Below are 20,156 nucleotides of genomic sequence, written 5' to 3' on the forward strand. Positions count from 1 at the left end.
TTAAACTGCGAAACGCTCTTCAATGCCATTGTTAGTAGCAACAATCGCAATATCAGCTTTGTTTAGCGCAAAAATACCGTTGGTCACGACACCTGGAATGTTATTGATGGTTTTTTCAAGTTCTAGTGCATCTAGAATATTTAAGTTATAAACATCCAGAATCACGTTGCCATTGTCTGTAATGACTGCTTTTTCCTGATCATCTACACGAAATACAGGATCCCCCCCCAAAGCCACCAGTTTACGTGCAACAGCTGAACGCGCCATAGGAATCACTTCTACAGGAAGCGGGAACTCACGGCCTAGTTGTTCAACCCATTTTGAGTCATCAACGATACATACAAATTTACGTGCAATTGATGCCACGATTTTTTCACGAGTTAACGCTGCGCCACCACCTTTGATCATATGCAAATGACGGTCAATTTCATCTGCCCCATCAACGTAGGCATCGAGACTTCCCACCTGATTCATATCAACAACTTCAATCCCTAGCTTTGTTAAACGCTCAGCAGTTGCTTTTGAACTTGCCACAGCAGCTTCAAGTTGTAGTTCTGGTAACAAGTCAATTAAAAAGTTAACTGTACTGCCTGTACCAACACCTAAAATGCCGCCTTTAGGCAAATGTTTCAATGCGGCTTGTGCTGCAGCTTGTTTTTTCGCATCTTGGGTTGCATATAGACTCATAATGGTTTTAACTCAATATCTCAAATGATGAAAGATTTAGCGTAATTTAGCCGCCCAAAAGACAAGCGGTTTGTTACAATGTAAATCTATTTTAAACTGTTAAATGGAAGATGAACATGTTGTTTCGCTTGGTAAGACAAATTTTACAAGCAACAGTCTATGACGTTGCAATTGAATCTCCTCTCGAAGCGGCACCACGAATTAGTCAAAAACTCAATAATAATATTCGTCTGAAGCGTGAAGATTTACAACCTGTTTTTTCTTTCAAGCTGCGTGGTGCTTATAACCGTATCAGCCAACTTCCTAAAGAGCAGTTAGAACGTGGTGTGATTACGGCTTCGGCAGGCAACCATGCACAAGGCGTGGCATTGTCTGGCGCAAAACTCGGTATTCCAGCAATTATTGTCATGCCGCAAACCACACCAGATATTAAAGTTCAAGCGGTAAAACGCCTTGGCGGTCAAGTGGTTTTACATGGCGATGCTTTTGATGCAGCCAACAAATACGCGCAGCAGCGCGCTCAGGAAGAACGTCTCACCTTTATTCCTCCGTATGACGACGAACTGGTGATTGCGGGTCAAGGTACAATTGCAAACGAAATTCACCGTCAATGGCGCGAAGTCGACTATATTTTTGTTGCTGTTGGTGGTGGCGGTCTCATTTCAGGTATCGCAGCTTACTTTGGTGAAGTTGCACCTCATGTCAAAGTTGTCGGCGTTGAATACGATGAATCTGCCTGTTTAAAAGCAGCATTAGCAGCCAATGAGCGTGTAGTTCTACCACAAGTGGGTCTATTTGCCGATGGTACAGCTGTTGCACAAATTGGCGCGCTGCCATTTGATATTTTGCGTATGGAAAAATCAGATGGTTCAGGGAAAATCATTGAGCCTGAAGTCATTACTGTAAACACCGATGAAATCTGTGCGGCAATCAAAGACACTTATGATGAAACCCGTAGTATTGTCGAGCCATCGGGTGCCATGGCACTTGCTGCGATCAAAAAATTTGTGGCTGAAACCAATATTCAGGGCAAAAACATGGTGTCTATCGTGTGCGGCGCCAACATGAACTTTGACCGTTTACGCTACATTGCAGAACGTACCGAGCTTGGTGAACATCGTGAAGCAATTTATGCAGTGACTATTCCTGAAGAAAAAGGTTCATTCCTGAACTTCTGCCGTGCCTTGCAAGGTCGCAACATTACCGAATTTAACTACCGTTGCAATGATGAACACTCAGCACAAGTCTTTGTTGGCATTAGCTTAAAAGGTGGTCAGGCAGAACGTAAAGAAATTTTTGAATCGCTCAAAGCCAGTTACGATGTAGATGATTTATCTGACGATGAAGTTGCAAAATTACACATTCGCTATTTGATTGGCGGACATGCCAACATCAACAATGAGCGTTTGTTCCGTGTCGAGTTCCCTGAGCGTCCAGGTGCATTACTTACTTTCCTCGAACGTTTAGGGCCAAACCATAACATTACCTTATTCCACTACCGTAACCACGGTGCGGCTGAAGGTCGTGTACTTGTTGGTTTACAAGCGACTGATGCAGATGAACAACCAGATGTGCTGATTGAAACATTAGAAAAGATTACTTATCCGTATGAAGAAATTAGCCAAAACTTAGGCTACAAACGCTTCTTAAAATAAGTTGCTTGAAACAAAAAACCGATGCCTCATGCATCGGTTTTTGTTTTTGGCGAAAACTTATTGCTTATAACCTGTATTTAAACTAAAGCTCTGGCTATAGCCTCATTACCTATCTACTGATTTTTGTGGTTTGTGTATTTTAAACTTAGTAAAAATCTTTAGATTGGCTGTTTGTTTTCAGCCATACCTAAGGTATGCATAGAAGGATTTACCAATAGAGTTAAATTGGTTACGTAACATATTTAGTTGTTTATTTGGCTTATTTAATTGCAGCATCGAAGATAAGTTCTTTGAATTATTTTATGACTCGAATTCAAATTAATTCATGGTTTAATTTTAGTTTTTGAGTAAATTTGAGTTCTAAAACTTACTTAGGCTATTTAAAACCTGTTTATAAAAAACCATGCTAAGCATGGTTTTTATGTGGAAAAATTTAGAACCAATCCATCAAGGAAACCCCCACCCCGATATAATTGGCACGATGGTTATAGTCAATCAAACTTTCACCATAACCACTAAAGTACTGAATTTGACCACGTAATTTACCTTTAATCGGAAATGTCCAGTCAAACTGTACTGCGCCATGCGATGCATCACCTGTGCGTAAGGAGTGGCGTAACATTAAAGAAAAGTCATTGTCATTTACGCGGTAAAATGCCGTAATATCACCTCGCCCCATATAATTTTCAATATCAGGGTTGTTATCATCCCGTGTTGTTTCAGGAATTCGATACCACGGACGAATCATAATGGCAAAATTGTCACGTTCAAAACCAAGATTTAACATGACACGATTCCAACTACGCGAAAATGGATCAGCTCGTCCATTGGACTGATGGTTAAAACTTATACCCAACAAGCGACCATCTAACCCCATCAGATTATAGTTGGTGCGAAAAATCAAGCTTGCTTCAGGTTCATAGTTTGTTTCACGAAATGGACGTGAATTCTGAGCGTTATAAACTTGCCACCGTGACGACTGAGTATAACCAATCCATAAATCACCATTGTCACCAAAGATGTTTTCCCATGCTTTGGTTTTTAAAGACAACTGGAATTTGGATTCTGTGAAATCCAGATCTTGCCGCTCGGTCACAGTATTCAGCGGATTTGGGCTGCTCGGGTATACATTACGATTGCTTGTCCAAAAAATTGGTAACGCATAAATCGGCTTATACCCCCGAATATTCCATGTGCCCAATTTACTTTTTTCAGACAATTCCCAACGACTGTCGAACAAAGAGGTTTGGGTATTCAAAGGTTGCCGCGCATCATTTGAATAAATATAGTGCAAAGAGCGGGCTAACTTTTCTTTTAGGCTAGCTTCTTCTGTGCCTTTCGCGATGGTTGTAGCAGGCACAGACATGAGTTGACTTGGTTGAGTAACTGTCTCGGTCAAAGCATTTAAAGGCGCATTATCTTGTAACTGCTTCGGTTTAAAATAGCTGTCATAACAGGCAAGGCGGTCAGAATCACCGATTATCCCTGCACAGGCCTGTCCACTGGTAGGATGGAAATTTTCTGATGCTTTTTCTTCAGCAAAACTCATAGAACAACACAATAAGCCGCCACCAAGCACTGGAATAAATCGCAGTGCTTGATAAGTACGTTCAATCGCTTTGAACGGCATATGCTGAATCTCCAACAGATTAATTGACTTGTTGAATCTCAAAACCTAGTTGTTCCAGTTGTTCTCGCTTGGTAAATGGTGCGACAACCGCTTTTACTGCTTTATGGTTGAGCAAATACTGCTCTACAACACGTTTTAAATCATCTAATGTGACTGCCAATATTTGTGCACGTAACTGGGTTCTAAATGCAGGTGAACGTTTGTGCAACAAAGCATAACATGCACTAATTGCTTCACCTGCTGGAGAACCTGGTTTATCCATACCAGCAATCAAGCCCAAAATCGCCTCTTCAAGCTGATGCGGTAACTGCGGTGCTGTCATCAACCAATTCAAGCTTGCTTCAAAATCCTGAAAAGTTTCAGTGAGACGCGGGTCGCGGTAGCTATAGAATCGGAATGAACACGCATTACCATCGTAGCTCGCTCCACCACCATATGCACCACCCTTTTCACGAATGGCACTGTGCAAGAAACCATTACGCAAATAACCTGCCAAGACCATAAATACCGCAGCGTCAGGGTGTGATACTTCTACAGCCTGATAAGCAGCCGAACAGAATTGTACATTGGTCTGAATGAGCCATGCCTGATCTTGCTTAGAATCCTCACGGCGTACTGTGCTTAATTCGATTGGCTCACGAGAAAATTCAACTTTATCCCAAACATCCTGCACATGTTCTACCAATGCTTGACTGTGCATGTCTTCACAAACCAGTAAAAATTGTTTTGGTGCTTGCAATAACAACTGATGAATATTTTTTAATTCCTGAATAAAATCAGTATAAGCCTGCTCATCTTTCTGAATTTTTTCAATCAGTTCTGCTAGCCAGTTCAAAGCACCTAGACCCGTATTGAAATAATCACGTTCTGCCAAAGCACTCATGTGGCGTGAAGCAATTTGCATGGCATAACTGTGTCCTGAACCAGACAAACGTGACTGCCAGCGTGTCTTACGTTGTTGCAGCAATTCCAAAATACGGTCTTTTTCATCGAAACGTAGCTTTTCAAATGTCATTTTCAACAAGCTAATCGCATCAAAACGATCTGCTAAAGACTTCGTGGTTAAAGTTAAAAATGCACTGATCTGATTTTTATCGTTCAAACCGCTACGTAACGATGCCCCCATGCCCAAACCGCCACTCACAGCAGTTTGTACATGTTGAAGTGCCAAGTAGTCATACTCACCAGCACCAACTTCGCCAACTAAAATTGACAGTAAATTGAAATATGGCGATTGCACCACAGCGTCTGGAATTTCAACAATCACTTGTTGATAGTACAAGCCATTGGTTCCTGCATGGTACAAATGCAACGGCATATCGTGGTTATTGCTAATAATTTCGCGCAATTCACCTTGTACAATCTGGATTTCTGCAGGGATGTCTTCTAAACCGACTTTAGGTAACAGTTCAAGGTTATCTGGAGTTTCCTGACGCAGTTTTAGCGCTTGTGTATTTTCAAGAATCGCAACACGATCAGCTTCCGTTAAACTTGCTTCAATCTGGTCTAAACGTGCCTGTTCCTGTTGCTGTTCCTGCACTGATTTATTGGCGTCTGGCACTAAAGTAAGCTGTACACGATGTGTATTATCGAGCAAATAAGTTTGTATGAGGTTAGACAACCACATTGGGTCTTTTAGCTCTTCTTTCACAGCTTCCATAGCAGCATCAACATCCCATACATGTATAGGATCACTGTGATGAATCGCACTACTTAAACCATTTAAAATCAGACTTAAACCATACGGCGTACCATCTCCACCGACTTCGCGCTGATGTAATTCAATCTGATGTAAAATTGAATCAACCATCTTGGAATCAACAGGTTTAGAGGCAGCTTCTTGCAGTACTTTTAATACGCCCTCTTTAAAAGTTTGAGCATGTTCAGGGTCTGAACCCTGTAGCGCACAGTAGAAGGTCATTTCAAAGTTGCTGTCGTCAACTCCCATAAATGGACCTGTAGAATCGGCATAACCACACGTTTCCAAATAATGACGCAGTGGCGATGCAGAATTTTCCAGTAAAATCCCTTCAACCAGACGCATACCTAAACGCAGTTTAATATCACTGGCTTCGGGTAATAACCATGCAAGTACATGATACGTTTTGCCTTTGAGGTCTTCTGCATCGACCGCATATGTTTCAGCGACTTCAATCGGTGCGGCCAGGCGCTGCTCTGGAGTTGAGTGTAAAGTTCGCCCTGCTTGGAATTTGTGCAATACCTGAGTTTCGATCTGCTCTTGTAACTCATATGCAGTTTGATCACCAAAGGTCATAAACACGGCGTTACTTGGGTGATAATGCGTTTGATAAAATTCAAGCAGTTCGCCATAGGTCAAATCTGGAATATCTTTTGGATCACCACCAGAGTTGTAATGATAGGTCGTGGTTGGGAATAAATGATGCGACAGTTGGTGGTAAAGCTGGTCTGAAGGCGAACTCATTGCGCCTTTCATTTCATTAAAGACCACACCTTTAAATACAGGCTTGCCTTGCTCATCTAGCTCGACCCGAATCCCTTCTTGGGCAAAGTCTAAAGGATTGAGATTTGCAGCAAATGCTGCGTCCAAATAAACTGCAAGCAAATTCTGAAAGTCTTTTTTGTTTTGTGTTGCAAATGGATATGCCGTCCAGTCTGCTGAAGTGAACGCGTTCATAAACGTATTTAATGAACGGCGAATCATTAAAAAGAACGGATCACGCACAGGAAAACGCTCTGAACCACAAAGCGCTGTATGTTCTAAAATATGGGCTGCACCCTTTGAGTCCATCGGTTGGGTACGGAACGCGACTAAAAATACATTTTCATCATTTTCACTGGCTAAATGATAATGTACAGCACCAGTCACTTTGTGTTTATATTCATAAACATCGATGTCTAAAGCCTCAACATGATGCTGACGTAACAGCTGAAACTCGGGATGAATCGTTTGAGTAATGGTTTCAGTGACATCTACAGTCATGTGCTCTCCTAAATAAAAATCATCATCAATCATATTTTTGTATTATGCGACAGATGCTCTAGATTTTCATGTAAAAACTTGAGTATTTTGGTTTTATATCGTGCTATCTTCAGCAAACAATAAAAATAGTGTAGATTCAAAAATGTAAGTTGAGTCACTTGAAGATTCACTCAAAGATTTGATAAGAACTTAAAAATACATCATCATCAATGATCTGTTTTTAACAGAAAAACCGATGCATAGATTCAAATAAAATAAAATCTTAACTTTTACAACAAAACCCAAAGTGTAGACGATAATGACAAAACCTCTTTTATTAACAGCTTTCTGCCTATTTAGCAGTAGCTTGTATGCTAGCCCCAATTGTGACCGTCTCGCCAAAATTGCCGATGACAATGGTGCAATCTATGGCACTAAATACAGCTATACAGTCAAAGGACCTCAAGGTTATCGCAGCTATTTTCATACTGCACCTTCTGAACAATGCAAAATCAAAAATGTGTTTATCATTCCAAAAGATTCAGTGATTGCATATCAAGAATTTAAAAATGAAAATGAGCTATGGCTATATGTCATGTATATCGGTAAAAATGGTGTCGATACCGAAGGTTGGGTGAAAGCTAAAGACTTCAAAGTATCTGGGCGAATCAGTCCAGATTAATTGTATAAACCTTGATCCAAATAATTTCAGAAAAAATTTGAATGTAAAATTGAAAATGCTATCCAACATAGAATAAAGCTCAAATCATTTATCTATACTTGCATTAAACACGGCTTCTGCGACTTCAACGGTTATGATTTTTAAAGTAGCGAAATCATAACTATGATCGGACACGAAAAATTAAACTGTTTTGAATTAGATCTCTTTCATAGCCCCTTTTATTTCTTTCTATATGAGAAAAATGAAGAGAGTAAATCGTTATGTAAGAGATTTATTATTTTTGATCACTTTAGACATAATTGATTCTAAATTATTAATGCTTAGGCTATTTCAGAGACTAAATCTAACCCTAGAAATGATCAGTACAATGAGAAATCTAGCCATTATTAACTGCTTAATTCATTATTTTTGAATAAAAATCCATTTTTACAGTCAAAACCTGAATTTTATTCATCTTAACTACTGTATTGTTTTAGCTTAGTGTAAAATGTTGAGCCTTAAAAACTTGCAATGAGCCCACACATGTCAAAAATTGCCCTTTTTGCACTTGGTAATGCCCTGATTGACCAAGAATTTCAGGTTTCCGATGACTTTTTAGCAACACACAATTTGCAAAAAGGTACCATGCAACTGGCTGATGGTGAGGCTCAGACACGTCTTTATACAAATTTACAAACCTCTCAAACCTATAAAGGTCAAGCAAGTGGTGGTTCCGCTGCCAATACAACTGTAGCATTCAGTGCTTTAGGTGGTCGTGCCTTTTATGGTTGCCGCGTAGGTCATGATGAACTCGGTCAAATTTACCTTGATGGTTTAAATGAAGCAGGTATTTTCACAGCGCAACAATCTATTAGCGAAGGTATAACAGGAACCTGTATGGTTCTGATTACTCCAGATACTGAACGCACCATGCATACCTATTTGGGGATTACCGCAGAGCTGTCTGTCGATCAAATCGATTTTCAACCCTTAGAACAAGCGCAGTGGCTATATATTGAAGGTTATTTATCTACCAGTGATACGGCTCGTCAAGCGGTTGCCAAAGCACGTGAAATTGCAAAAGCCAATGATGTCAAAATTGCATTGTCTTTGTCTGATCCAGCCATGGTGCAATATGCCCGTGCAGGTTTAACCGAGTTATTGGATGAAGGTGTTGATCTATTGTTCTGTAACGAACAAGAAGCACTCATGTTTACCAAAACCACTGAACTTGATGCAGCTTTACAGGTTTTATTACAAAACAATCAAAATGTTGTGATTACCTTAGGTGCAAAAGGTGCATTGGTTGCGAGCCAAAACGAGAAAATTCATGTAGAAGGTCGCAAAGTCAAAGCTGTTGATACCAACGGCGCTGGCGATGCTTTTGCAGGTGCATTCTTATATGCCATTCACCAAGGTTCAAACCTAGAGCAAGCAGCTGAACTTGCAATTTTAATTTCAAGCGAAGTTGTGGCTCAGTTTGGCCCACGTCTCGCAATTGAAAAATATGCTAGACTACAACAAAGTATCGAACTGGATCTTGCATAATGACTCACAAAATTTGTATGACTGAAGATATTCCTGAACGCGAAGCACGCACCTTTGAAAATGATAAAGGTGAAACTATTTTTGTGACTCAACGCGATGGAATGTTTTACGCATATAAAAACCTGTGTCCACATTTGCAAGTTGAACTTGAATTTCTAGAAAATCAATTTCTGGATCAAGATCAGGAGTTTATCCAATGCTCTACTCATGGCGCGTTATTTAATGTAGAAACAGGTGAATGTATTTCTGGACCATGTCTGGGCGAATCCCTACAAAAAATAGAGCTTCGGATACATTCAGATGGTGGTATTTACTCGTCTTGAGTTGCTCATGATCAGTTTACATGCATTTCTGACCAGTTATGAATTGATGCCATTTCACGCCAGTGTGATGGCATTGGTGCTTTTGAGTCTGGTTGAAACAGTCGGGTTTTATTTAGGTGGACGCCCTTTCGCCTCGTTAAAACATCTGTTTCCACATATCACCAAAACGCCACTGTTAGACATCAAATTTTCAAAAATCCTGATTGTGGTCTTTTTTCTGATTAACTTCAGCTTTGCCGGTTATTTTTTGCAATTGTTCTTTTTTGCATATCAAAACCATTTTGCTCCTGTTGTTTATCTGCTTTTACCCGCACTGGTCATTGCCCTATTCTTTACTGTGTTTATGATTCACTGCTTAGATCAGGTGATTCGACCAAAATTTGAAAGCAAACAAAAAAATCTGATTGGTCGACTTGCGACGATTTGTAATGGCAATGCTCGCCCTGAAAGTACAGCTCAAGCTCGTGTACGCGATGAATATGGTCAATTGCATTATGTACAGGTTCGTTCAGAGTTTGGAGAAATTGAACTCAACTCGCAAATTATTTTAATTCGTAGACGCGAGTCTTATTACATTGCTAAAAAAATTGTCGAATCTAATCATTTATTTGACGATGATATGTTTAGCCCTCACGATGCCTAAGCACAACCACAATTTAACTTGTCGAAACCCGATTTGAGTCATACAATCCAGCATCTTTTTTGGCGTTTACCGCCATTTGTCATTAAAATACAAGCTGTAAGGTTATCTCATGAAAAAACAACTTGGAAAGCTCGCCTTTAAACTTTCAGGTTGGACATATCATCTTCAAGACAACATTCTTGAGGACAAACAAGTAATTATTGGTTTTGAACATACATCCATGCTTGATGGTGTCTTATCTATATCACTCTTTCAAATTTTGGGTTTACAAACCCATACCTTAATGAAAAAGGAACTATTTAGAGGTCCTATTGCACCATTACTTAAAGCTGTAGGTGCAATTCCAGTTGATCGCAAAGCCAAACAAGATACTGTTTCACAAATGGTGGAACTTTTTCAAAGCAATAATAAATTTAATCTGGTGATTGCACCTGAAGCCACACGTGCCAAAAATGGTGAACCCCGCAAACCAATCCGCACAGGTTTTTGGCATATTGCCAAAGCGGCAAATGTTCCAATTGTTATGATGTATGCCAACCCTACAACAAAACAAGGGGGCATTATTGGAAAAATTTACCCACATGATTTTGATCAGGACATGCAAACGCTGAAAGGCATGTACAAAGAACTTGCAGGACTGGATATTGTTATTCCAGAACCCAAAAACACATAAGCTTTATAGGGATTTACCGAAATCTTCTTGGTGAAATAAAAGTGATTATGCTAAAATCACGCAGTTTTTTGATCTGGTATAGACCAATCTTTTGAGGAGCATATTTACATGGCGGGTCATTCCAAGTGGGCAAACACAAAGCATCGTAAAGCAAAACAAGATGCCAGCCGTGCTAAAGTTTTTACCAAATATATCCGTGAAATTGTAACCGCAGCAAAGTTAGGCGGTGGCGATGCAGCAAGCAACCCTCGTTTACGTGCTGTGGTTGAAAAAGCTTTATCGGTAAATATGACTCGTGAAGCAATTAACCGTGCTATTCAACGTGGTGCTGGTGGTGAAGATAACGACGATTTAAACGAAGTAACGTATGAAGGTTACGGCGTAGGTGGTGTTGCAGTACTGGTTGAAACCATGACTGATAACTTAAACCGTACTGTTCCAGATGTTCGCCATTGTTTTAGTAAAACCAATGGTAACTTGGGGACTAATGGTTCTGTATCTTACCTGTTTACTAAACGTGGTGAAATTACATTTGAAGATGTGTCTTTAGAAGATAAAATCATGGAAGTGGCTTTAGAAGCAGGCGCAGATGATATCGAAATTGATGAAGACGAAATCTTGGTTATTACCTCACCTGAAAGCTTTGGTGACGTACAAGATGCTTTAACTGCAGCTGGTCTAAAATCTGACAATGCTGAAGTAGTCATGAGCCCATCGACTAAAGCTGAAATTACAGACATCGACCAAGCTAAACAAATCATGAAAATGATTGATATGCTTGAAGATCTAGATGATGTTCAAAACGTTTATACTAACGTTGAATTTTCTGATGATGTGCTTGCACAGTTAGATGCTTAATTCGCTCGCTTCAGCTAAAAACGAGATTTAAAATTTTAAATCTCGTTTTTTTATGCTTACACAATCAATATATAAAACTTAAGCAAAATTAAGAATTATAAAAAAATTAGTATTATCAAAAATTTATTAACCAAATTACATTAAGCTGCAGCTCATATCCGATCTTTACACTATTGCCCATTCATAAGAAGTGGGAGTTCACACATGCTGAATAAAGTACCTCAGGTCACTTTAATTTTCTGGATTATAAAAATTGCTGCTACAACACTTGGTGAAACGGCGGGAGATGCCTTCTCAATGTCACTAGATTTGGGGTATATCCGCAGTAGTGCTATTTTTTTCTTGCTCTTCGCTTTTTTTGTGAGTCTACAGATTAAAGCTAAACAATATCATCCATATCTTTACTGGCTCACTATTATTACCACAACAACATTAGGCACAACCATTGCAGATTTTGTCGATCGGTCACTAGGTATTGGGTACTTCGGTGGAAGCCTGATGTTGCTTTCACTGTTATTGTGCTCACTTGCAATCTGGTATTACAGTGATCGTTCTCTTTCCGTGCAAAATATTCAATCCACGAAAACCGAGATGTTTTACTGGGTTACCATTATGTTTTCACAAACGCTGGGAACAGCTTTGGGAGACTGGGTTGCAGACACTCAAGGCTTAGGCTATTTATATTCTGCGATTATTTTTGGCAGCGTGTTATTGCTGCTAACACTGAGCTACTTTTGGACAAAGATCTCACACACCTTTCTATTTTGGAGTGCCTTCATTCTTACTCGCCCATTAGGCGCAGTTTTAGGTGATTTTCTAGATAAACCTATTTCTCATGGTGGTTTAGACCTAAGTCGTTTTGGAGCATCATTCGTTCTTATTTTATTTATTTTTATCTTTATTGTCATTTCCACACGTACTTCAAAAGCAAACTCATAAATCAAAAATAAATAAGGAGATCACACTGATTTGATCTCCTTGATTCTAAAATCGCTGGGAGTGAAGTCAACGACAGTCCAGTTGCAGAGCATTTGATAAGGACTTATATCGCTTAAGGCATTTAACTAAAAATGCCTTTGCGAAATTAAAACTGTTTAGTGCAATAGCAACCCGATTTGATAAGCTTTCGCGAAATTATCAGTCTGAGAACAAGCTCTCATAATTCTCTAAATCGAAATAAAGATGACTTAGAAAAATTAAGGTGTGTAAGTCTCTATTTTCATCGGCGTTAATAGAAAACTCATTAAGTCTCGACCCACGACTAAAGGACCTTGATAATTGACCTTAGTCCGTTGGATTAACACATCATCAGGAATACCGATAATTTTAGATGAAACTCCATTTACGATGTGACTATATACTGCCAGTTTAGGTTTGGTTTGATTAAAAATTTCACCTGCCTCTCGAGGATTGGTATGGTGAGCATACACTTGTGGCACGGCATGCGTATCTTGAAACTCAGCGACTTCATGGATCAATAAATCAACGCCCTTGCCGTATTTAAGTATATTCGCAGTGGGAATCGTATCGCCACTTATCACGACTGAACGTCCAGCATAATCCACTCTATAACCTAGCGCAGGTCGAATAGCACCATGATGGTCATGTTCAACTTTAAAGGCTGTAACGACTACGCCATTTTGATTAAAAACAACACCACCTTCTTCAGGAAATTCATGAGCAACAATATTAGTCGTCTCTTTTTTTAGCTCGCCATCTGCTACCCTGACTCGAATGTCATCCGCATGGGCTATCTTCAACCCTTCTACTAAAGCACGGACGCCAGTTGGTCCATATACTTTAAAATCACCTTGACGACCTCCAAAAGCAGGTATGTAGCCTGTCATCCACATATCACTAAGGCCATTGACATGGTCGGAATGATAATGGGTTAAAAAAACACCATCTATCTTTCCTAACGGTATACCTGCCTGGGTTAAACGAACGACTGCCCCTCGCCCTGCATCAAAAACAAGATTATATCCTCCAGCTTGTACCAATGTGGACATACCAAAACGTTGTTCACTTGGGACAGGACTACCTGTTCCCAATAAAGTTACACGCATTTCATCTTTATTTGGAGCAATATGGGCAGGATGAGTACTGGCAAGGTGCAAATATTCATTATTACTCGTTACTGCTTTAACTCTGTCTTGTGAAACGAATGTATAGGTATGAGCACAAGCAGTAAATAGTAAAGGTAGAGTGAGACCATAAACTGCTGTTACTATTGTTTTTTTATTCATAACTTTTCCTTGTTTAGCTCTTAAATACAGAGTCTGAAATCTTATATCCTTAATGGTATGACTTACTCAGAAATAGATTGTCACTTGAATAGCCACCAAAATTCTATACACATATAATCATCTTTTGATGGATCTTTTCATAATCTAATGGAGAACATTAAGCATTGGAACCATGCCTACGTTTTGAATTGTAGAACATATCAGTATATTCAAAGACATCAGATCTGGCTTCAGTTCTTGATGCGTATATTTTCTTCTTGATTCTTTCTCTCTTTAACAAATGCGGGCTTTAAGCTCATATTTTGACGTCGTATAACCTATATGATGTTAATTTACAGTTAGCCCACTTAAATGAACTAACTGATGCCATTTTGCACCGTCTTCTATTTAAAATAATACTAACCTCTAAGAGAATAGAGCATAAATTAGTGAAAAAATTATAAAAGATGTATTCTAAACACATTTAATAGTTATACAGAACTGATGCTATATGGTAACTCTATTTTTAGCGGTGGTAACACTATACTAAATAGATCTACTGCGTCGCATCCATTAAACCGTAGAGCTTGTATATTAAAAGGAATTATATGATGAATAATAATGAACTTGCTGAATTGATTATAGAACAAACTAGTGATGCAGTCATTTATGCAGATAATCATGGCAATATTCAGCGTTGGAATGATGCTGCTAGCCGATTATTTGGATTTTCTAAAGCAGAAATACTTGGGCAAAGCCTTGATGCGATAATTCCTGAGCGTTCACGTAACGCTCATTGGCAAGGCTTTAATATGGCCATCCAAAATGGAAATCTTAAATTATCAGGCAAACCTACTTTAACCCGAGCAGTTCATAAAGATGTAGATAAAAAACTCTATGTAGAAATGAGTTTTTCTTTAGTTAAAGATAATGATGGTCATGTGCAAGGAAGTGTTGCTATAGCTCGCGATGTGACAGAATCCGTTGAACAAAAAAATTTGAAGTAAAAGCTTTCATAAATTAAGTAAATTGTAATGAAAGTGGGCTGCCACCACTCTCCTAGACAAATTTCGTCTAGTCTTTTTGCATAGGAGAGAACACTATAAATGGACAACGATATACCCTCAAATTTAAAAGATGAAGCTGTTAAATTGATACTGAACACGGATATTCTGTTATTGATGTAGCAGAGCGTTTAATTGTTCGACTCAAACCTAGCTTTCCATAATAAGATATAGGGACAGAAAAATAATGAAATCGAGTCAGGATGTTGCCATCAAGTGTTCTGGTGTCACCAAGGATTATGGTATCGGTGATGCAAAAGTGACCGCATTGCGTGGTATCAATCTTGATGTTTACCGAGGTGAGTTACTCATTCTGGCTGGCCCTTCAGGCTGCGGAAAAACAACTTTGATTTCAATTATTGGCGGTATATTGAAACGCGATGCAGGCAACTGCACGATACTCGGCAAAGACTTGGAAAACATGAATACAGCCGAGCGAGCACGTTTTCGTGGAACTTCGATCGGTTTTGTTTTTCAGAATTTCAACTTACTCTCTTCATTGACCATCGCTGAAAATGTTGCTGTACCGCTATTAATCAGCGGTGAAGATCGCAAGTTTGCCCTTCAACGTGCTGGGGTCGTTCTTGAGCAGGTTGGACTTTCGGAACGCGAAGATGCACTTCCTAGCCAACTCAGTGGTGGACAACAGCAGCGTGTGGCAATCGCGCGTGCGCTTGTGCATGAGCCTAAAATCATTATTTGTGACGAACCGACGAGTAATCTGGACCACGCCACTGGGCATGCCATGATGGAGATCCTGCGAAATGTGGCGCAAGCTCCAGACCGCGCACTTGTAGTCGTAACACATGACACTCGCATTTATGAGTTCGCAGACCGCATTGCCTACATGGATGATGGGAAGATTGCCAAAGTCACGATTGAAACTGAAGAGGTGCAAGCGAAATGATGCGTAAATATTTGCTCCCGATACTCGCACTGATTGGTCTACTCCTTGCCGTCGCGGTAGTACTGATAGGTAATAGGCAATCGTCTACAACATCTCAACCGGTAGTACAGCCGCCAAAATCACCGTTTGAACGCTTTGTTGCTGGAGCTGGTATTATCGAAGCAAGCACTGGAAATATTGTTGTCGGCACGCCTGTATCAGGTGTTGTGGTTGAGCTCTATGTACATGAAGGTAGCCCAGTGGAAGTTGGTGATAAGTTGTTTAAGATTGACGATCGCGAACAGCAAGCACAACTTATCCCCGCAGTGGCGAAAATCTCAGAAATTGCTGCGCGTTTGGCACAAGCCAAGAGCCAATTTGGACTTGCGAACAGCTTATCGGACAAACGTGCAATCAGTGTTGAAGAGCTAAACAATCGGCGCTTTGCAGTCATGCTTGCCAAAGCTGAGCTGGCATCAGCTCAAGCGCAGGTCAAGCAAATTCAGATGGATATTGACCGATATACCGTACGTGCGTTAGTCCGTGGCCGAGTATTGCAAAACAAGATACGGATCGGCGCATTCATGCAAGGTGGTGCTCCGAGTGACTCTTCAATGTTGCTCGGGAATGATAATCGACTATTCGTACGTGCTGACATCGATGAGAATGATGCATGGCGGATTCAACCAGGCGCACGTGCTGTGGCATTTGTACGTGGTAATCCAACGCTACACACCGCACTGAAATTTGAACGAGTAGATCCGTATGTGTTGCCCAAAACCTCGCTGACGGGTGATAACACCGAGCGGGTCGATACCCGTGCCTTGCAGGTTATTTATAGTTTTGATCACACCACTTTGCCGATCTACGTTGGGCAGCAAGTCGATGTGTTCATTGAGGCGAAAGCGAGTAAACTTTCGAATGGCACGTATCCTCAATCCACGCCAAATCCATCTTCCATGAAGATATCGTGATGATACTGTCAGCCTGCATGCATGAAGGAGTACCAAAATGTTACGTATCGCCTTAAAAATGCTGCTCGGTGATCGTGCCAAATACGTGGGTTTAATCTTTGGAATTACCTTCACATCATTCTTGGTGACATTTGCTGCATCGTACTTCGCAGGAATTATGACGCGCGGTTACGCACCGATTGCTGAAAATAGTACAGTCGATATATGGGTGATGGATCCTGCCGTCACTTCTGTTGAGCAAACGACCAATATGTCGCTACAATCATTGGCAAGAGTCCGCAGTGTTGCAGGGGTACAGTCAGCGGTACCGCTCATGTTTGCCACAGCAGATATCCGTTTCCCAGACGGGCGTTACCAACCCTTTCAGGTTATTGGTGTCGATGACGCAACCTTGATCGGCATGCCATCCATCCAAAATGATGTGATGCCTAGCTTGCTGCGAGTACCTGATGCCGTGGTGATTGATGCGGGGGGAACTAGTGGTAAGCTAGAAACCTCATTTCAAAGTTCAGATCAATCGCCACATGGAAAATTGGATTTTGATGCGCCAACCCGTGAACTGGCAACAGGTGATGAATTACTTGTCAATGATCACAGCGTGCGGATTCTCGGTCAATCGCAAGGGCTTCCCCGATTCCCACCGCGCCCACTGCTATATACGACTTTTTCGAACGCGACTCGAATTTTACCACCAGAACGGCGTCGGCTCACATTCGTGCTTGTCACCGCTGCACCGAAGGTGAGCCCCAAAGACTTGGCGATTCGCATTGAGTCGGCAACGGGTTTGCGTGCGCGTACGTCTGCAGATTTTAAATCCGATACGGTTCATTGGTTTCTGGTTAACTCTGAAGATGTGGGTGACATCGCAGCAATGCTTACTTTGGCTATGTCAGTCGGCTTTGGCGTAACAGGAGTAATGCTCTATATGTTCACCAATGAAAACCTGCGTAACTATGCCGTACTCAGTGCAATGGGTGCCACACCGAGGCTTCTTTTAACGATGGTGTTCGCTCAGGCTGGTTTATGCGGACTGCTTGGAACTGGTCTCGGGCTTGGACTCTGTGCCATTATCGGGCAGTTGGCAATCATGGCTGGGTATCCGTTTCGAATGATGTGGTTCACGCCTTTGCTGGGTGCGATGACTGTTGTACTGGTTTGCTTGGTTGCTGCTGCGTTGAGCGTGCGCCCAGTATTAAAGCTGGAACCAAGCCAGGTATTTTCTGGACGCTGAGTGGATTTTGTTAAATATCCATGATTAGGTAGATATAAAAGATATCTATTAGCAAACAAGGTTGGAATTAAATTTATTCAGATGCAGCCATTCGCAGGCCACATCTGTTGTAACAATCAAACGGATTTCACGTTTTTTGACTGTTGTAGATTTAATCACTTCAGAATTAATACTATTGAATTGTTAATCTCTAAATAGCCAACTTTTACCAACACCTGCATCGTCTTTTTCAGATTCAAGAAGTAAGCGAAGCACTCTTTCTTTGATTTCAGGGCTATATGGAGAATGTTGGTCATTGTAGAACATCTCGATTGTACTAGCGTAACCCTGAATTGGTTTAAATCACTTGCACTACAATCTTACCAACATGCTCGCCAGTATCCATGGCCATGTGTGCCTGTTGAATTTCTGCAAACTTGAAAGTTTTGTAGATCATTGGCAAACATTGCCCTTGCGTCAATAACGGCCATACATGCTGTTGCAAACCTTGTGCAATTTCAGCTTTTTCTGCGGTATTCCGCGCACGCATGGTCGAACCAGTAATGGTCAGGCGCTTCATCATGATAGGTCCCAGTTTGGCATCTTTGACCTTGGCACCGCCCAAGAACGCGATATACACCAAGCGGCCATCCTTACGCAGTAAATTGAGATTACGCTCCCAATACGGCGCCCCCACAATATCGAGGATCACATCAACACCGTGATTGTCGGTTTTTTCATTGATATAGCTTTCAAAATCCTGAGTTTTATAGTTAATTGCATCAGTCAAATGGGCAATCGCCTGAACTTTGTCTTGTGAACCTACTGTGGCAAAGGTCTTGATACCCAAAGCCTGACATAACATCAAAGCAGTGGTACCAATACCACTATTCCCCCCATGAATCAACACAGTTTCACCCACTTTGGCCTTGCCCATCTGGAACAGGTTCGCCCAAACCGTAAAGAAGGTTTCCGGAATCGCTGCGGCCTGAGTAAAGCTGACGCCTGTCGGAATGCTCAAGGTTTGGCTGGCTGGCACCACGCAATATTCGGCATAGCCACCACCATTGGTCAAACCACAGACCTTATCTCCCACTTTAAACTCGGTTACTTCACTGCCTACTGCTTCCACGACCCCCGCCACTTCCAGCCCTGGCACTGGTGTTACACCTTTCGGCATTGGGTATAAACCTTGACGTTGCAGAATATCCGGACGGTTCAGACCAAAAGCATGGACTTTAACCAAGACTTCATTGGCTGAAGGTACTGGAATATCTGTGGTTTGTATTGCAAGTTTTTCCGGACCACCCGGTTCAGTAATAACAACCTGTTGCATTTGTGTCTGTGCCATTCACTCGATTCCTTGTTTGCTCTATTTTTTCAACCTTGATTTAAACATAAACACTAGCAGGAAAAAACACATCAGAACCCGTTATAATCCACAATCAGATCTCGGCACCATTTGGTCATCAGGAGTAATGCATGACAAGCATCGTAGAATACAACGAAAATAATTTTTCTGACTTTGAACGTTATGAAGGCATTGCCATGATTGGTTTTTATGCACCTTGGTGCGAGTCTTGTGGGCTATTAAATTTACGTCTGCAGCAGTTGGCTGCACAATTTGACGACGTTAAATTTGGTCAGGTGAATGTCGATCAGGCACCCATTGTGACCCTACGCTACAATGTATATGGTTTGCCAACGGTTCTACTTTTTAAGAATGGTGTGATTATTGAACGAATCGCGGGGTTGCAATCCCTAGCACGCTATGCAAAAGCCACCCGCACTGCACTGGCTGACAAGTAAATCCTACTCATCCACAGCCTAAAGTGTGGTTAAAAGTTTCAGGAATTATTAGGGCCTATCATCATTTAAAAAAGTAGTTTTAAAGGTTTAAAAGAGCTCTTTAAACTCTTTCATTTGTATATTTTTCAATGGTATGAATTCTAATCACAGATGATATTTGGCAACAGATTCAATGCACAATACTGTTTCATGGTTGTTACTGTTCAAAGAACAGTAGGAATATAATGAAAGCGATCTTATGGAAATTACGTACAGTTACAACATGGCATGATATTCCTGAAGAGTTTTGTCCTTGGCAAACAGCATATAATTGGTTTAATCATTAAGCAGTTAAGGAATGTTTATAATTATTGAAGCGATCTACGGTCA

Annotated in this window: 19 protein-coding genes and 2 pseudogenes; 15 read left to right on the top strand and 6 right to left on the bottom strand. The window is 40.8% G+C overall.

All coding sequences use genetic code 11. The features are described 5' to 3' along the window. Positions 1-687, bottom strand: a complete 687-nt coding sequence (gene rpiA / locus F975_RS08365; RefSeq protein ID WP_004752245.1) for a ribose-5-phosphate isomerase RpiA — start codon at positions 685-687, stop codon at positions 1-3. A gap of 110 nt (positions 688-797) precedes the next feature. On the opposite strand from rpiA, the gene ilvA reads away from it, so the two are divergent. Continuing rightward, positions 798-2,342, top strand: a complete 1,545-nt coding sequence (gene ilvA / locus F975_RS08370) for a threonine ammonia-lyase, biosynthetic (protein WP_171063146.1) — start codon at positions 798-800, stop codon at positions 2,340-2,342. Positions 2,343-2,775: 433 nt separating this feature from the next. On the opposite strand, the gene F975_RS08375 is transcribed toward ilvA, so the two are convergent. After that, the gene (locus F975_RS08375) at positions 2,776-3,972 is read right to left on the bottom strand and encodes a phospholipase A (RefSeq protein WP_004752249.1); all 1,197 of its coding nucleotides are present in this window, start codon (positions 3,970-3,972) and stop codon (positions 2,776-2,778) included. Between the two features lie 19 nt (positions 3,973-3,991). Continuing rightward, entirely contained in the window at positions 3,992-6,934 is a 2,943-nt protein-coding gene (locus F975_RS08380; RefSeq protein ID WP_004752251.1) for an insulinase family protein, read from the bottom strand. A gap of 298 nt (positions 6,935-7,232) precedes the next feature. On the opposite strand from F975_RS08380, the gene F975_RS08385 reads away from it, so the two are divergent. The 8 genes and pseudogenes from F975_RS08385 to F975_RS15705 form a co-directional block, all read left to right on the top strand. Then, positions 7,233-7,595, top strand: a complete 363-nt coding sequence (locus F975_RS08385) for a hypothetical protein (RefSeq protein ID WP_004752253.1) — start codon at positions 7,233-7,235, stop codon at positions 7,593-7,595. 522 nt (positions 7,596-8,117) lie between these two features. Beyond that, the gene (locus tag F975_RS08390) at positions 8,118-9,122 is read left to right on the top strand and encodes an adenosine kinase (RefSeq protein WP_004752254.1); all 1,005 of its coding nucleotides are present in this window, start codon (positions 8,118-8,120) and stop codon (positions 9,120-9,122) included. A 17-nt stretch (positions 9,123-9,139) separates the two neighbouring features. Beyond that, positions 9,140-9,445, top strand: coding sequence for a Rieske (2Fe-2S) protein (locus F975_RS08395; protein WP_171063172.1), 306 nt, complete (start codon positions 9,140-9,142; stop codon positions 9,443-9,445). 7 nt (positions 9,446-9,452) lie between these two features. After that, the gene (locus F975_RS08400; RefSeq protein ID WP_034426237.1) at positions 9,453-10,088 is read left to right on the top strand and encodes an OB-fold-containig protein; all 636 of its coding nucleotides are present in this window, start codon (positions 9,453-9,455) and stop codon (positions 10,086-10,088) included. Positions 10,089-10,197: 109 nt separating this feature from the next. Beyond that, a complete protein-coding gene (locus F975_RS08405; protein WP_004752259.1) occupies positions 10,198-10,761 on the top strand; it encodes a 1-acyl-sn-glycerol-3-phosphate acyltransferase in 564 nt (187 codons plus the stop codon). 108 nt (positions 10,762-10,869) lie between these two features. Continuing rightward, positions 10,870-11,619 (top strand): YebC/PmpR family DNA-binding transcriptional regulator, encoded by a 750-nt coding sequence (locus F975_RS08410; protein ID WP_004752261.1) that lies wholly within the window; start codon positions 10,870-10,872, stop codon positions 11,617-11,619. A gap of 204 nt (positions 11,620-11,823) precedes the next feature. Beyond that, positions 11,824-12,558: a COG4705 family protein gene (locus tag F975_RS08415; RefSeq protein ID WP_004752263.1), complete on the top strand. Its 735-nt coding sequence runs from the start codon at positions 11,824-11,826 to the stop codon at positions 12,556-12,558. A gap of 94 nt (positions 12,559-12,652) precedes the next feature. Next, positions 12,653-12,781 (top strand): annotated as a pseudogene (locus F975_RS15705) (IS5/IS1182 family transposase); the annotation flags it as partial. Between the two features lie 34 nt (positions 12,782-12,815). On the opposite strand, the gene F975_RS08420 reads toward F975_RS15705, so the two are convergent. After that, positions 12,816-13,865 (bottom strand): MBL fold metallo-hydrolase, encoded by a 1,050-nt coding sequence (locus tag F975_RS08420; protein WP_004752265.1) that lies wholly within the window; start codon positions 13,863-13,865, stop codon positions 12,816-12,818. Between the two features lie 157 nt (positions 13,866-14,022). Further along, a pseudogene (locus tag F975_RS15475) lies at positions 14,023-14,145 on the bottom strand (IS3 family transposase); the annotation flags it as partial. A gap of 310 nt (positions 14,146-14,455) precedes the next feature. On the opposite strand from F975_RS15475, the gene F975_RS08425 reads away from it, so the two are divergent. The 4 genes from F975_RS08425 to F975_RS08440 all read left to right on the top strand — a co-directional run bounded on the left by F975_RS08425 (position 14,456) and on the right by F975_RS08440 (position 17,999). Continuing rightward, positions 14,456-14,851: a PAS domain-containing protein gene (locus F975_RS08425; RefSeq protein ID WP_212749271.1), complete on the top strand. Its 396-nt coding sequence runs from the start codon at positions 14,456-14,458 to the stop codon at positions 14,849-14,851. A 244-nt stretch (positions 14,852-15,095) separates the two neighbouring features. Beyond that, positions 15,096-15,815: an ABC transporter ATP-binding protein gene (locus tag F975_RS08430; protein WP_004752269.1), complete on the top strand. Its 720-nt coding sequence runs from the start codon at positions 15,096-15,098 to the stop codon at positions 15,813-15,815. Further along, on the top strand, positions 15,812-16,768 hold the full coding sequence (locus F975_RS08435) for an efflux RND transporter periplasmic adaptor subunit (protein ID WP_004752270.1): 957 nt from the start codon (positions 15,812-15,814) through the stop codon (positions 16,766-16,768). The genes F975_RS08430 and F975_RS08435 overlap by 4 nt, the downstream gene beginning before the upstream one ends. A gap of 37 nt (positions 16,769-16,805) precedes the next feature. Beyond that, on the top strand, positions 16,806-17,999 hold the full coding sequence (locus F975_RS08440) for an FtsX-like permease family protein (protein ID WP_004752272.1): 1,194 nt from the start codon (positions 16,806-16,808) through the stop codon (positions 17,997-17,999). Positions 18,000-18,336: 337 nt separating this feature from the next. Here the strand turns inward: F975_RS08440 and F975_RS08445 are convergent, their stop codons facing one another. Continuing rightward, positions 18,337-19,329: an NAD(P)H-quinone oxidoreductase gene (locus F975_RS08445; protein ID WP_004752274.1), complete on the bottom strand. Its 993-nt coding sequence runs from the start codon at positions 19,327-19,329 to the stop codon at positions 18,337-18,339. Positions 19,330-19,460: 131 nt separating this feature from the next. Here F975_RS08445 and F975_RS08450 point away from each other — a divergent pair, with 131 nt between their 5' ends. Both F975_RS08450 and F975_RS15480 read left to right on the top strand, forming a co-directional pair. Continuing rightward, entirely contained in the window at positions 19,461-19,787 is a 327-nt protein-coding gene (locus F975_RS08450) for a thioredoxin family protein (protein WP_004752276.1), read from the top strand. Positions 19,788-19,969: 182 nt separating this feature from the next. Further along, positions 19,970-20,113, top strand: a complete 144-nt coding sequence (locus tag F975_RS15480; protein WP_265596618.1) for a transposase — start codon at positions 19,970-19,972, stop codon at positions 20,111-20,113. Positions 20,114-20,156 lie beyond the last annotated feature (43 nt).

The organism is Acinetobacter brisouisimilis (genome assembly GCF_000368265.1).
Classification (GTDB): Bacteria; Pseudomonadota; Gammaproteobacteria; order Pseudomonadales; family Moraxellaceae; genus Acinetobacter.

Coding starts and splice junctions, on each gene's coding strand:
- F975_RS08385 (WP_004752253.1), top strand. CDS start 7,233: ATGACAAAACCTCTTTTATTAACAGCTTTCTGCCTATTTAGCAGTAGC.
- F975_RS08415 (WP_004752263.1), top strand. CDS start 11,824: ATGCTGAATAAAGTACCTCAGGTCACTTTAATTTTCTGGATTATAAAA.
- F975_RS08400 (WP_034426237.1), top strand. CDS start 9,453: ATGATCAGTTTACATGCATTTCTGACCAGTTATGAATTGATGCCATTT.
- F975_RS08410 (WP_004752261.1), top strand. CDS start 10,870: ATGGCGGGTCATTCCAAGTGGGCAAACACAAAGCATCGTAAAGCAAAA.
- F975_RS08440 (WP_004752272.1), top strand. CDS start 16,806: ATGTTACGTATCGCCTTAAAAATGCTGCTCGGTGATCGTGCCAAATAC.
- F975_RS08380 (WP_004752251.1), bottom strand. CDS start 6,934: ATGACTGTAGATGTCACTGAAACCATTACTCAAACGATTCATCCCGAG.
- F975_RS08430 (WP_004752269.1), top strand. CDS start 15,096: ATGAAATCGAGTCAGGATGTTGCCATCAAGTGTTCTGGTGTCACCAAG.
- F975_RS08445 (WP_004752274.1), bottom strand. CDS start 19,329: ATGGCACAGACACAAATGCAACAGGTTGTTATTACTGAACCGGGTGGT.
- F975_RS08395 (WP_171063172.1), top strand. CDS start 9,140: ATGACTGAAGATATTCCTGAACGCGAAGCACGCACCTTTGAAAATGAT.
- ilvA (WP_171063146.1), top strand. CDS start 798: ATGAACATGTTGTTTCGCTTGGTAAGACAAATTTTACAAGCAACAGTC.
- F975_RS08375 (WP_004752249.1), bottom strand. CDS start 3,972: ATGCCGTTCAAAGCGATTGAACGTACTTATCAAGCACTGCGATTTATT.
- F975_RS08390 (WP_004752254.1), top strand. CDS start 8,118: ATGTCAAAAATTGCCCTTTTTGCACTTGGTAATGCCCTGATTGACCAA.
- F975_RS08435 (WP_004752270.1), top strand. CDS start 15,812: ATGATGCGTAAATATTTGCTCCCGATACTCGCACTGATTGGTCTACTC.
- F975_RS08420 (WP_004752265.1), bottom strand. CDS start 13,865: ATGAATAAAAAAACAATAGTAACAGCAGTTTATGGTCTCACTCTACCT.
- F975_RS08425 (WP_212749271.1), top strand. CDS start 14,456: ATGAATAATAATGAACTTGCTGAATTGATTATAGAACAAACTAGTGAT.
- F975_RS08450 (WP_004752276.1), top strand. CDS start 19,461: ATGACAAGCATCGTAGAATACAACGAAAATAATTTTTCTGACTTTGAA.
- rpiA (WP_004752245.1), bottom strand. CDS start 687: ATGAGTCTATATGCAACCCAAGATGCGAAAAAACAAGCTGCAGCACAA.
- F975_RS08405 (WP_004752259.1), top strand. CDS start 10,198: ATGAAAAAACAACTTGGAAAGCTCGCCTTTAAACTTTCAGGTTGGACA.